General features: G+C 59.4%; 14 protein-coding genes and 2 pseudogenes. 10 read left to right on the forward strand and 6 right to left on the reverse strand.

Annotated features, from left to right (window positions below):
• Positions 1-21: 21 nt before the first annotated feature.
• The 9 genes and pseudogenes from HEQ17_RS04090 to HEQ17_RS04130 all read left to right on the forward strand — a co-directional run bounded on the left by HEQ17_RS04090 (position 22) and on the right by HEQ17_RS04130 (position 5,376).
• Positions 22-213 carry a DUF3418 domain-containing protein gene (locus tag HEQ17_RS04090; protein WP_366938026.1) on the forward strand — a complete coding sequence of 64 codons (192 nt, stop codon included), beginning with the start codon at positions 22-24 and terminating at the stop codon, positions 211-213.
• 14 nt (positions 214-227) lie between these two features.
• Complete coding sequence (locus HEQ17_RS15970) at positions 228-371, forward strand: hypothetical protein (protein WP_366938027.1); 144 nt, start codon at positions 228-230, stop codon at positions 369-371.
• 171 nt (positions 372-542) lie between these two features.
• Entirely contained in the window at positions 543-818 is a 276-nt protein-coding gene (locus HEQ17_RS04100; protein WP_296291409.1) for a helix-turn-helix domain-containing protein, read from the forward strand.
• Between the two features lie 211 nt (positions 819-1,029).
• A complete protein-coding gene (locus tag HEQ17_RS04105) occupies positions 1,030-1,152 on the forward strand; it encodes a hypothetical protein (RefSeq protein ID WP_296293777.1) in 123 nt (40 codons plus the stop codon).
• Complete coding sequence (locus HEQ17_RS04110; RefSeq protein WP_296293672.1) at positions 1,094-3,247, forward strand: OsmC domain/YcaO domain-containing protein; 2,154 nt, start codon at positions 1,094-1,096, stop codon at positions 3,245-3,247. Before HEQ17_RS04105 ends, HEQ17_RS04110 begins: the two co-directional genes overlap by 59 nt.
• Before the next feature lie 84 nt (positions 3,248-3,331).
• A pseudogene (locus HEQ17_RS04115) lies at positions 3,332-3,409 on the forward strand (hypothetical protein); the annotation flags it as partial.
• A 206-nt stretch (positions 3,410-3,615) separates the two neighbouring features.
• Positions 3,616-3,777, forward strand: coding sequence for a chlorhexidine efflux transporter (locus HEQ17_RS04120; RefSeq protein ID WP_296291410.1), 162 nt, complete (start codon positions 3,616-3,618; stop codon positions 3,775-3,777).
• A gap of 159 nt (positions 3,778-3,936) precedes the next feature.
• Positions 3,937-4,371: an Hsp20/alpha crystallin family protein gene (locus HEQ17_RS04125; protein ID WP_296291411.1), complete on the forward strand. Its 435-nt coding sequence runs from the start codon at positions 3,937-3,939 to the stop codon at positions 4,369-4,371.
• A 135-nt stretch (positions 4,372-4,506) separates the two neighbouring features.
• Positions 4,507-5,376: a CoA transferase gene (locus HEQ17_RS04130; protein WP_296291412.1), complete on the forward strand. Its 870-nt coding sequence runs from the start codon at positions 4,507-4,509 to the stop codon at positions 5,374-5,376.
• Positions 5,377-5,415: 39 nt separating this feature from the next.
• Here the strand turns inward: HEQ17_RS04130 and pobA are convergent, their stop codons facing one another.
• Positions 5,416-6,609: a 4-hydroxybenzoate 3-monooxygenase gene (gene pobA, locus HEQ17_RS04135; protein WP_296291413.1), complete on the reverse strand. Its 1,194-nt coding sequence runs from the start codon at positions 6,607-6,609 to the stop codon at positions 5,416-5,418.
• Positions 6,610-6,801: 192 nt separating this feature from the next.
• Between pobA and HEQ17_RS04140 the strand changes: the two genes are divergently transcribed.
• Positions 6,802-7,572 (forward strand): IclR family transcriptional regulator C-terminal domain-containing protein, encoded by a 771-nt coding sequence (locus HEQ17_RS04140; RefSeq protein WP_296293673.1) that lies wholly within the window; start codon positions 6,802-6,804, stop codon positions 7,570-7,572.
• Positions 7,573-7,578: 6 nt separating this feature from the next.
• Here the strand turns inward: HEQ17_RS04140 and HEQ17_RS04145 are convergent, their stop codons facing one another.
• The 5 genes and pseudogenes from HEQ17_RS04145 to HEQ17_RS04165 all read right to left on the reverse strand — a co-directional run bounded on the left by HEQ17_RS04145 (position 7,579) and on the right by HEQ17_RS04165 (position 12,310).
• Entirely contained in the window at positions 7,579-8,292 is a 714-nt protein-coding gene (locus HEQ17_RS04145; RefSeq protein ID WP_296291414.1) for an ABC transporter ATP-binding protein, read from the reverse strand.
• 1 nt (position 8,293) lies between these two features.
• Complete coding sequence (locus HEQ17_RS04150; RefSeq protein WP_296291415.1) at positions 8,294-9,061, reverse strand: ABC transporter ATP-binding protein; 768 nt, start codon at positions 9,059-9,061, stop codon at positions 8,294-8,296.
• A pseudogene (locus tag HEQ17_RS04155) lies at positions 9,054-10,077 on the reverse strand (branched-chain amino acid ABC transporter permease). The gene HEQ17_RS04150 and the pseudogene HEQ17_RS04155 overlap by 8 nt, the downstream one beginning before the upstream one ends.
• 16 nt (positions 10,078-10,093) lie before the next feature.
• The gene (locus HEQ17_RS04160) at positions 10,094-10,957 is read right to left on the reverse strand and encodes a branched-chain amino acid ABC transporter permease (protein WP_296291416.1); all 864 of its coding nucleotides are present in this window, start codon (positions 10,955-10,957) and stop codon (positions 10,094-10,096) included.
• A 168-nt stretch (positions 10,958-11,125) separates the two neighbouring features.
• Positions 11,126-12,310 (reverse strand): ABC transporter substrate-binding protein, encoded by a 1,185-nt coding sequence (locus HEQ17_RS04165; RefSeq protein ID WP_296291417.1) that lies wholly within the window; start codon positions 12,308-12,310, stop codon positions 11,126-11,128.
• Positions 12,311-12,380: the final 70 nt, after the last annotated feature.

Consider the following 12,380-nt stretch of genomic DNA (forward strand, 5'->3'; position numbering starts at 1 on the left):
AACAACGCTACTGGCGTCCTGGTGGCCGAACGCAAAGGCGCGCAAGACGCCCGCATGCTGGAGTTCCGCTGGCTACTGGAAGAACTGCGCGTGAGCTTCTTCGCGCAAGAGCTTGCGCACTCCCCAGCCCGTCAGCATCAAGCGGCTGGAGAAGGCTTGGGGGCAGTTGAATCATTGAGCTGGGCTCTGAATTGTCTTTTATACGTCAATTGACGTATCATCGGCTCATGCTCACCGTCATCGAAACACCTATTTTCTTGCGCTACGCTGCAAAAGTGTGGGATGACGCAGAGCGCAATGAGTTCATCGTCTGGCTGGCTGAACACCCTGACGCCGGCGATGTGATGGCCGCCACTGGGGGCTTGCGTTAAGTGCGCTGGTCGCGCCCTGGCATGGGTAAACGCGGTGGTGTTCGAGTTATCTACATGCTGCGAAATGCCCAAGGGGTGTTGGTGTTGTTGACCGTTTATGCGAAGGCCGAACACGACACTTTGTCGAATGCTTTTTTGCGCAGTCTGGCGCAACTTTACGAGGAATAAACCATGTCCAAAATCTCATCCCCTGTCGATGCGGAAATGACGGAATTTGAAAAGGATTTGCTGGAGTCCATTCGCCAGGCCAAACGTGGCGAAGGCCGTGTCACGCAAGTGGCTGTGACTGCCGCGACCGAGGCGCGCCTGAAACTGGGCGTTTCTCAATCAGCTTTTGCCCAATTGCTGGGCGTATCCGTGCGCACCTTGCAAGAGTGGGAGCAGGGCCGCCGGGAGCCATCAGGCGCGGCGCGCACACTGCTGCGCATTGCCCTGAAGTCGCCCTGAAGCCATTTTGCAAGCGGTCTAACCGGGTCGGACTAACCATGGGTCACACTGCCGCAGCCTCATTGGTTTGATTCCAGCTTCCTGAACGCCGCAGCGAAACTCCTTGACGCGTCCCGTTCAGGCACACTGCATACCCCCTTCGTTCACATCCCCAGCCGCTGATCAACCTTTTGTCAGCCGCTGGGATGCCTCAATTGCCCGGAAACACCGCATGGAAATCAAAGTCAACTTTCTCGACAAACTGCGCCTGGAGGCCAAGTTTGACGACTTCACCTGTGCTGGCCGATCAGCCGATCGCTTACAAGGGCGATGGCTCGGCACCAGGGCCGTTTGATTATTTTTTGGCCGTCGTCGGCTTTGTGCGCGGCGTATTTTGTGAAGCTGTATTGCGAGACGCGCGGTATCTCCACCGAGCACATCCGCCTGTCGCAAAACAACATCGTCGACCCCGAGAACCGCTATCTTGCAGACCATCCAAGATTCAGGTGGAGTTGCCAGGCCGACATGTCCTGACAAAGACCGTCCAAGGCATTCTGCGGTCGATTGACCGCTGCACGGTCAAAAAGGCGATCCAAGCAGGCCCCACCTTCATTGTTGAAGCGGTGGACAACCTGGACGCCGACGCGCAGGCCTTGCTCACGCTCAACCCCGATGCGCAAGCGCAGACCTTCATTGCGGGCAAGGACTTGCCGCTGGAGCAGACCATCGCCAACATGACGCGGGTCTTGGCCGATTTGGGCATCAAGATCGAGATTGCGTCTTGGCGCAACCTGGTGCCCAACGTGTGGTCGCTGCACATTCGCGATGCGCATTCGCCCATGTGCTTCACCAACGGCAAGGGCTCGACCAAAGAGAGCGCCTTGGCCTCGGCGCTGGGTGAATACATCGAGCGCCTGAACAACAACCACTTTTACGCAGGCGTGTTTTTTGGTGAAGACATTGCCCAAGCCGACTTTGTGCACGACCCCAAAGAGCGCTGGTTCCAACCGGCCAAGCGCGACGCGCTGCCCAAAGGCTTGTTGGATGCGCATTGTTTGCCCATTTACAACCCCGATGGCGAACTCAAGGCCTCGCACCTGTTCGACACCAACTCGGGCAACCCCTCGCGCGGCATTTGTGCACTGCCCTATGTGCGCCAGTCTGATGGTGAGGTGGTGTACTTCCCCTCCAATCTGGTGGAAAACCTGTTCGTGAGCAACGGCATGAGCGCAGGCAACACGCTGGTGGAAGCTCAGGTGCAATGCTTGTCAGAAATTTTTGAGCGGGCCGTCAAGCGCGAGATTCTGGAAGGTGAAATGGCCTTGCCCGATGTGCCACAGGCTGTGTTGGCCAAGTACCCCGGCATCGTCGCGGGCATCGAGGCTTTGGAGGCTCAGGGTTTCCCGGTCTTGGTCAAAGACGCGTCGCTGGGCGGTGTGTACCCAGTGATGTGCGTGACCCTGATGAACCCGCGCACCGGTGGTGTGTTCGCGTCCTTTGGCGCACACCCGCGCTTGGAAGTGGCGCTGGAGCGCAGCCTGACCGAGCTGCTGCAAGGCCGCAGTTTTGAGGGCCTGAACGACCTGCCTGCACCCACCTTCACCAGCAACGCGGTGACCGAGCCCAACAACTTTGTCGAGCATTTCATCGACTCCAGCGGCGTGGTGTCGTGGCGGTTTTTCAGTGCCCGAGCCGATCACGACTTTGTGGAGTGGGACTTTGCCGGGAAGGGTGAGGACGCCACCGCGCAAGAGGCCGTCACGCTGTTTGGCATTTTGCAGGCCATGGGCAAAGAAGCCTATGTGGCGGTGCACGACCAACTGGGCGCCACCGCCTGCCGCATCCTGGTGCCGGGCTATTCCGAGGTGTACCCGGTCGATGACCTGATTTGGGATAACACCAACAAAGCGCTGTTGTTCCGCGCCGATGTGCTTAACCTGCACCAATTGGACGACGAGGCTTTGATGGCATTGCAGGGCCGATTGGAGAACAACGAGCTGGACGATTACCTCGACATCGCCACCCTGATTGGCATCGAATTTGACGACAACACGGTGTGGGGCCAGTTGACGGTGATGGAGCTCAAGCTCTTGATCCACCTGGCTTTGCAGCAGTTGGAAGAGGCCCATGAACTGGTGGGTGCTTTCTTGCAGTACAACGACAACACGGTAGAGCGCCGCTTGTTTTACCAGGCCTTGAACGTGGTGCTGGAGGTGACGCTGGACCAGGACTTGGCCCTGGAAGACTACGAGGTGAATTTCCGTCGTATGTTTGGCCACGAGCGCATGGATGCTGCCATCGGCTCGGTGGACGGCAGCGTGCGCTTTCATGGTCTCACGCCCACCAGCCTGCAGCTGGAAACCCTGGACCGGCACCAGCGCTTGCTCGATAGCTACAAAAAACTGCACGTCGCGCGGGCGAAGGTGGCAGCGAACCAGGCATTGGTTTAAAACCGCATCGCGGCGTTCAGCAGCCCATGGCTCAGGTCATGGGCTGCGCTATCCTCGACCGCTATCCCAACCCTTGTGATCACCATGTCTCCCAGCACCCGCCGCGTTCTCCAAGCCCTGTTGTACGAGGCCATCGCCATCGCGGTGGTTGGGCCCGTGTTGAGCCTGGCTTTTGACAAGTCGCCCACTTCCACATTCGGCTTGGCGGTGGTGTTGTCCTACGATGGCGCTGACATGGAACTACGTCTTCAACTGGATTTTTGAGCGTTGGGAGTCGCGCCAATCTGTGCGGGGCCGCTCTTTTGCAAGGCGGCTGGCCCACGGGGCTGGTTTTGAGGGGGGCCTGGTGATCATCCTTGCTGCCCGTCATGTCGCTGTGGCTCGACATTTCACTCACACGCTGCCTTGCTTGGCCAATCCTGGGCTTGCTCGCGTTCTTTTTCTTTTATGCGATCGCGTTCACCTGGTGCTTTGACCGGGTCTTCGGCTTGCCCGCGTCTGCCCTGGCCGATGATGCCGATCACGCTTGAGGGTGCGACCCACAGTGCCGGATCGGTGGCTTGTGCTTGCCGCCAATTGTGTGCCTTGAGCAACCGACACACGGCTGGCCCTGGGCCACAGTGAGGGGGGGGCCGAATGGGCTCCCACGTTGGCAGCACCCTCGCTGCGTTTTTCTTGGAGAAAAGACCATGAGCAACCTTGCACGATTCAATCCTTTCAGCGAACTTCGCGACCCTTTCAGTGACGACTTTTTCAAGGGCTTTGCCCTGCGTCCAGTGTTTCGAATGATGGAGGGCGAGCCCCAAATGCGCCTGGACCTGTCGGAAGACGATAAGAACTTTTTTGTCAAAGCCGAAATTCCCGGTGTCAAGAAAGAAGACATCAAAGTGTCGGTGGATGGCAACTTGGTGTCTTTGAGCGCCGAGGTGAAAAAAGAAACCGATCAAAAAGAAGGTGCCAAGCTCATCCGCTGTGAGCGTTATTACGGCAGTGTTTCACGCAGCTTCACCCTGGACGAAAGCGTGGACCAATCGGCCGCCCAAGCCAAGTACGAAAACGGCGTGCTGCAACTGACTTTGCCCAAAAAGCACAACGGTCAAAGCCATGTTCTGAAAATCGCCTGAGCGCAGACCGGGGACTTTGGGTGGCTGGGCAAGGACCGCCCAAATGACAAGCGCTGAGGGGAAAAGTGCCCATAATGCGGGATCATTGTTCGCCGTCCATGGCGGTTCCGAGCTGTCTACCCAAAGTCCTCACACATGTCCTTTGCCCAAGCCTTGCGCGGTGTGCGCATCCTCAGCCTTGCCCTGAATTTACCCGGACCTGCCGCCTTGATGCGTCTGGTACAAATGGGTGCACGTTGCACAAAAGTCAACCCGCCTGCCGGCGACCCGATGCAGCACTACACGCCCACAGGTTATGACCTGCTGCACAAAGGGGTGGCGCACAAGACCCTGGACCTGAAAACTACTGCGGGCCAAGCCGCCTTGCACCAGTTATTGCCCCAGATCGATGTGCTGCTCACCTCTTTTCGGCCTTCGGCCTTGAGCAAGCTGGGCCTGGGCTGGAAGAGCCTGCACCAACAATACCCCGCACTCAGTCTGATCGAGGTGGTGGGTGCACCCGGCCCCTTGGCCGAAATTCCTGGCCATGATCTGACGTATCAGGCCGAGGTGGGCTTGGTCAACGGGCTGGACTTGCCGCCCAGTCTGTTCGCCGACATGGGCGGTGCTCTGATGGCCAGTGAGGCCACGCTCAAAGCGGTGCTGATGCTCAAGATCAGCGGCAAGGGCACGCGCCATGAGGTCGCCTTGTCAGACGCGGCTGCCTGGCTGGCCTTGCCCCGTCAGTTGCGCATGACCACGCCCGATGGCGCAGTCGGCGGGGCGCATGCAGGCTATCGGGTGTATGCCTGCAAAAACGGCCGGGTGGCCGTGGCCGCGCTGGAGCCGCACTTTGCAATCAGTTTGTGCGCGGCAGCGGGCATCACGTTGGTGCACCCGGTCAAAGACCTGTTCAAGCCCGAGATCCACCAAACCATTGCCGCCTTCTTAGCTGGCAAGACCCGTCAACAACTGGACAAGCTGGCAGCGGCCCAAGACATCCCCCTGTTGACACTGCCTGGCTGAAGAACGCGGCTGCTTGCATGGACCTGTGCCCACACGTTTTCAGCAGCCAAAGTCGAGCGGCAAGCCCACATAGTTCTCGGCCATGGTTTTGGCACCCGCTTCGCTGTTGACCAGGTAGTCCAGCTCGGCTTCCTGGAACTTTTGCCCGATCTCGCCATTTTCGGGAAGGTGATGCATCAGGCTGGTGAACCACCAGGAAAATCGTTCGGCACGCCAGATGCGGCGCAGGCAGCGCTCTGAATAGGCGTCGATGCCCGCTTTGGATTTCTCCTGGTAGTACTCGATGAGGGCGGTGGACAGGTACTTCACGTCCGTGGCCGCTAAGTTCAGTCCCTTGGCCCCGGTGGGGGGCACGATGTGCGCGGCGTCACCCGCCAGGAACATGCGGCCAAAGCGCATGGGCTCGGTCACAAAGCTGCGCAGCGGGGCGATGCTTTTCTCGATGCTGGGGCCTGTCACCAAATGCTCGCGGGCTTCGGGGTCCAAACGATGGCGCAATTCGGTCCAGAAGGCTTCGTCGCTCCAGTCTTCAATCTTGTCGGTCAGCGGCACTTGCAGGTAATAGCGGCTGCGCGTGGCGCTGCGCTGAGAGCACAAGGCAAAACCGCGGGTGCTGTTGGCATAAATGAGTTCGTGGTGCACAGGCGGGGTGTCTGACAGCACGCCCAGCCAGCCAAAGGGGTAGACCTTTTCGTATTCTTTGATGGCGCTTTTGGGGGCAGTGGCGCGGCACACGCCGTGAAAGCCATCGCAGCCTGCAATGAAGTCGCATTCGATGGTGTGGGTTTGGCCATCTTTTTCGTAAGTCACGCGTGGCTTTTGGCTGTCGAAGTCGTGCACTTGCACGTTGTTCGCTTCGTACACCGTGGGCAAGCCCTCCGCTTGGCGGGTGTCCATCAGGTCGCGGGTGACTTCGGTTTGGCCGTACACGATGACTTTTTTGCCGCCAGTCAGCAGTTCCATGTCGATGCGGTGGCGTGCGCCTTTGAACAGCAGGTCAAAGCCCGTGTGAACCAGGCCTTCTTTGTGCATGCGTTGGCCCACACCTGCCTCGTCCAGCAGCTCCATGGTGACTTGTTCCAGCACGCCTGCGCGGATGCGGCTTAGGACATAGTCGCCGCTTTGGCGCTCGACGATGGTGGCGTCGATACCGGCCTTGTGCAAAAGTTGACCCAACAACAGTCCGGAAGGGCCTGCGCCGATGATGGCGACCTGGGTGCGGGTGGTGCTCATGATGTGTTTCTTGGAAGTGGTGTCTGGGATGCACTCAAGCTTAGGTGTCAGTTGATTTATTCTGGGATGAGAGATCACGAGTTTGTGCGTTATTTGACTTTTTGTGCGATCATCGCGCGAAATTGATGGGTCTCCATTCAAGGCCGATGCCGCCGCGAGACCCGACTCCAAAGGACTTGCCAAATGGACAAAATGACCATCGCCAAAGCCGACTTCATCGCAGGACTGGCCAAAGGACTGGCAGTGCTGGAGGCTTTTGACACCGAGCGTCAGCGCCTGAACGCGACGCTGGCTGCACAGCGCACGGGCATCACTCGGGCGGCGGCGCGGCGGCATTTGCTCACGCTGGCCGATTTGGGCTATCTGGAGACCGACGGCAGCCACTACTGGCTGTCGCCTCGGGTGCTGCGGCTGGCGGGCAGTTACATGGCCACATCGCGCCTGCCGCGTACCTTGCAGCCCACGCTCAACCGTTTGGCGCAGCAAACCCAAGCAGCGTTCAGTGCGGTGGTGTTGGGCGGCAATGAGTGCGTCATCGTGGCGCGCAGCGCGGGTGCAGCCGAACCGGTACGCCACCTGGCTCATGGCCTGCATTTGGGCGCGCGCTTGCCCGTGCACGCCACGTCTACCGGCCGCGTGCTGCTGGCCAGTTGGCCCAAGGCCGAATTGGCTGCCTGGCTCAAGGGGCGCGAATTGCCGCGCATCACGCCGTTCACCGAGGTGGGGTTAACCCGCTTCAAGTCCCTTATTGAAAAAGTCCGGAAGGACGATTTTTGCCTGGCCCGAGATGGACACGAGTTGGGCATCCACGCGCTGGCTGTGCCGTTACGCAACATGCAGGGCCATACGCTGGCCGCACTGAATGTGGTGGGCACCGGAGAACAATTGACTGATGCTGCCGTGCAGCACAAATGGTTGCCCCTGCTGCTGGAGGCGGCCAGACAGTTGCGTCCCTTGCTGTGAGCTGTCTCAGACCCCCAAGTGCTGTTCGAGCACGCTGGGGTCGGCCAGCAAGATGGGGGAGGAGCCTTCGAACACCACCTGACCCTTGACCAGGATGACATTGCGGTCGGTGATCCGGGTGACGTGTTTCCAGTTTTTGTCCACGATGATCGAGCTGATGCCACTGTCCTTGATGACGCTGCAAATGCGCCAGATCTCGCGCGCAATCAGCGGTGCCAGCCCTTCAGTGGCCTCGTCCAGAATCAGCACATCGGGGTTGGTCATCAAGGCACGGCCAATCGTCAGCATTTGTTGCTCGCCGCCCGACAGTTGTTGGCCACCGTGGCCCAGACGCTCCTGCAGGCGTGGAAAGGTCTCCAGCACCCGTTCGTACGTCCACTCACGCTGGCCCTGGGTGCCGGAGCGGGCGGCCATTTTGAGGTTTTCGACTACGCTCAGGTTGCCAAAGATGCCGCGCCCCTCTGGCACGTAAGCGATGCCCATTTGGGCCACCTCGAACGTGGCGCGGCCATTCATGCGCTGGCCCTTGATGTCCACCGAGCCGGTGCGCGGCGGCACAATGCCCATGAGGGTTTTGAGCAGGGTACTTTTGCCCATGCCGTTGCGCCCCATCAGGCCAATCGTTTCGCCCCGAGCCACCGTGAAGTTGACGCCACGCAGGATGTGGCTGGCGCCATAGAAAGTATTCAGGTCTTGGGCCTGGATCAACAGTTCGCTCATGTCAGTGCTCCTCACCCAGGTAGGCCGCCTGCACACTCGCATCGGCCCGCACATTCACAGGCGTGTCGCTGGCGATCACTTGCCCGTTGACCATCACCGTCAAGTGGTCGGCCAGGGTGAACACGGCGTCCATGTCGTGTTCGACCAACAAAATGGCATGCTCGGTTTTAAGGCGCAGCAGCAGCTGCACCATGCGCTCGGCTTCTGCTTGGCCCATGCCCGCCAGTGGTTCATCGAGCAGCAAGACCTGGGGTTCGGTGGCCAAGGTCATGGCGATCTCCAGCTGTCGCTGCTCGCCATGGCTGGTGGCCCCGGCTTGCACCTGACGACGCTCTTGCAGGCCAGCCAGTTCGATGGCGCGCTCAGCGCGTTGGTTCACGCTCTGCATATGGCCGGCAGCGCGCCACCAGCCCAGGGGGTTGAAGGGGGAGGGCTGTACGCGCGATTGCGCCGCCAGGCGTACGTTATCCCATACGCTGAAGGTGCTGAAGATGTTGGTTTTTTGGTAACTGCGTCCCAAGCCAAGGCGCGAGATTTTTTCGGGAGTCCAGCCGGTGATGTCCGTCTCGCCCAAGGTCATGCGGCCGCTGGTGGGCGGCAAATCGCCGGACAACAAGTTGGCCAGCGTGGACTTGCCCGCCCCATTGGGGCCGATGACCGCGTGGATCTGGCCCAACCACAGGTCGAGCGAAACGTCATTCACCGCAGCCAGACCGCCGAAGCGTTTGGTCAGCCCACGCGCAGACATCAGTGTGCTGCGATCAGCCATGGTCTGACTCCTTGCCGGCCCAAGCGCCGGGGGTTTTGCTACCGATGAAGCGGTTGACCAGGCCCAAAATACCCTTGGGCGCAAAAATGATCAGCGCCACAATGAACAGGCCCATCCACATCTGCCAGTGCTTGCCTGTGCGAAAGCTGCCGATGTCGGGCAGGTCCTTGAAGATGTGCAGCAAATACTCAAAGCTGAAGGCCCCGACAATGGCTCCCGCAAAATTGCCCATGCCGCCCAATATCACCATCATGATGGCGTGCGCGCTCAGGTGAAAGCCCATCAGTTCGGGGTTCACAAAACCAGTTTGGGCGGCAAACAAATATCCCGCCAAACCCGCCAAAGCCCCGGCCAAGGTGAAGGCCGCCAGCTTGTGGCTGAAGGTGTTGAAACCCAGCGCCCGCATGCGGTGCTCATTCACCCGAATGCCCGACAGCGCTCGGCCAAATGGGCTCCAGAGCAGGCGACGCAAAAACACATAGACCGCCTACCAAGCAGGCCAGCGTGAAGTAATAAAACACCCGCTTGTTTTCCAGGTCGATCACGCCTGCATCGGGCCGAAAGTTGAGGAACAAACCGTCCGAGCCGCCCAACGCCTTGTTGTCAAAGAAGATGAAGAAAATCATCTGCGCAAAGGCCATGGTGACCATGATGAAGTAAATGCCATGCGTGCGCACCACCAAAAAGCCAATCACCAGCGCTGCCAAAGCTGCGCCGCCTACGGCCAGGGGCAAGCTGGTGTAGAAGCTGATGGCTTCGTTCTGGGGGGTAATGAAGGCCAGCACATAACCGGCCAGACCAAAGTAAGCGGCATGGCCCAGTGAGACCAGGCCCGTGACGCCTTGCAGCAAATCGAGGCTCATGGCAAAAATAGCCAGGATCATCATGCGCACAACCATGGCCGTGTAAAAGTCAGACCCCACAAAGGGGAAGGCGGCGAGCGCCAAAAAACCCAGCACCATCAACAGCTGGATGCTGCGCGGCAGGGTTTCGAGGTGAATTTGCGGCATGCTCATGGTGTTCTTCTCGTTGTCATTGCTTGAACAGGCCTTCGGGCTTGTGCAGCAGCACGGCGGCCATCAGCACATACACCAGCATGCCCGAGGCCTGGGGCAGCAGCACTTTGCCAAAGGTGTCAACCAAGCCGACCAGCAAGGCGGCGATCAGGGCGCCGCGCACCGAACCAATGCCGCCAATGACCACCACCACAAAGCACATGATCAGCACCTGGCTGCCCATGTTGGGGTAGACGCTGGACACCGGCGCAGCGATCATGCCGGCGATGGAGGCCAGCCCAATGCCCAAAGCGAACACCACCGAATGGATCAGGCGGATGTTGACGCCCAGCGACTCGGTCATCTCACGGTTGAAGGCCCCGGCCCGGATCTTCATGCCCAAGCGGGTTTTGGAGATCAGCAAATACAGGCCCAGCGCCAACACCAGGCACACCCCTGACATGAACAGGCGGTACACCGGGTACGACAGGTTTTCGGTCAGGGGAATCGATGCTGCCAGCAATTCGGGCACGGGCAGGCCGTGCACATCGTCACCCCAGATCATGGAGCGCATCTCCTCAAACACATAGATCAGGCCGAAGGTGAGCAGCACCTGGTCGAGGTGGTCACGGTGGTAGAAGTGGCGAAACAGCAGGCGCTCGATCAGCAGACCAAAAGCCACTGACAAGGCTGTTCCCAGCACAATGGCCAGCGTGAAGCTGCCCAGTTGCGCCGCCAGTGACCAGGCCAGGTAAGCGCCCAGCATGTAAAAACTGCCATGTGCCAGATTGACCACACCCATGATGCCGAAGATCAGCGTCAGGCCTGCAGCCAGCATGAAAAGCAGCAGCCCGTACTGGACGCTGTTGAGCAGCTGGATCAAAAAATTGACAAAGTCCATGGGGTTTTGCGTTTGGCGTTGAGCGTTTGAAAAACGAAGGTGATGGTCTGCTCAGATCAACGCAGAATCCGAATGCTCGGCACAAAAACGGCGGACCGAAATCCGCCGTGGGATGGCTGGCATGTCCGGGGATGAGGGCGAAAGTCACCCAACCCGGCCCATGCGGGTTCACATGCGGCAGCCAGCGCCCGAGTCGGCCAAGGCCTTGGCCGCAATGCCGATGACTTTGTTCTCTTTGTTCGAGACTTCACGCAGGTAGATGTCTTGCACAGGGTTGTGCGATTTGCTCATGGTCCACTTGCCGCGGGGGCTGTCGATCACGGCGCTTTCCATGGCCTTGATCATGTTGGCTTTTTGGCTGACATCGCCCTTGACTGCGTTGGCGCCTTGCACCAGCAGCAAGCCGGTGTCATAGCCTTGCACGGCATACACATCAGGTTGCAACTTGAAGGTTTTGGCGTAGTTCAGGCGGAACTCCTTGTTGCGCTTGGTCTCGATGCCATCGCCGTAATGCAGCGTGGTGAGCACGCCGTCGGCCGCAGGGCCTGCCGCATCCAGCACGCCTTCGGTCAAGAAGCCAGAGCCGTACAAGGGAATCTTGCCCTTGAGGCCAGCGGCTGCATAGTCACGCAAGAACTTGGCTGCACCACCACCGGCAAAAAAGCAGGCCACCGCATCGGGCTTGAGGGCGGCGATTTCGGTCAGCAAAGCCTGAAACTCTACGTTGGGGAAGGGCAAGCCCAATTCCTTGATGATGGTGCCACCGGCCTTGGTGTAGCTTTCCTTGAAGCCTTCAAAGGCTTCGTCGCCTGCAGCATATTTCCAGGTGATCCAGACAGCCTTTTTGTGACCGCGCTTGACCATCGTTTCTCCCAGTGCCATGGTGGGCTGGCTATTAGAGAAGCTGGTGCGGAAGACGTTGGGGGCGCATTGGGCTCGGGTGGCGATGTGCACGCCCGCGTTGGGGATCAGGTTGATGACACCGCTTTCGCGGGCCACGCGGTGGATGCCCATTTGCACACCAGAATGAACGGTGCCGATCAGAACATCGACTCTGTCGCGCTGCACCAGTTTGTTGGCGTTCTCGATGGCTTTGGCGGGCTCGGACTCGTCATCGACCTTGAACCACTCGATTTCGCGGCCACCCAGCTTGCCGCCTTGTTCGTTGATGGCCATGCGCACACCGTTTTCAATGGCCACACCCAGCTGGGCAAAAGTGCCGGTGTAGGGGAGCATCAAGCCAACGCGGATCTTGCCACTTTGGGCCAGGGCGCTGGCAGGGGCGAGCAAGCCGGTGGACGCGGTGCCCAGGAGGGCTGCGCCTTGGGTGAGTAAGGAACGTCGGGATGTCATGTGTGTCTCCAATGAAGCAAATCAGTGTGCAGCCCTGTGCTGCGCTGATCGCCTCATTATGTTGTAGTCA

It is taken from the genome of Limnohabitans sp., assembly GCF_023910625.1.
In the GTDB taxonomy this organism is placed as follows: domain Bacteria; phylum Pseudomonadota; class Gammaproteobacteria; order Burkholderiales; family Burkholderiaceae_C; genus Limnohabitans_A.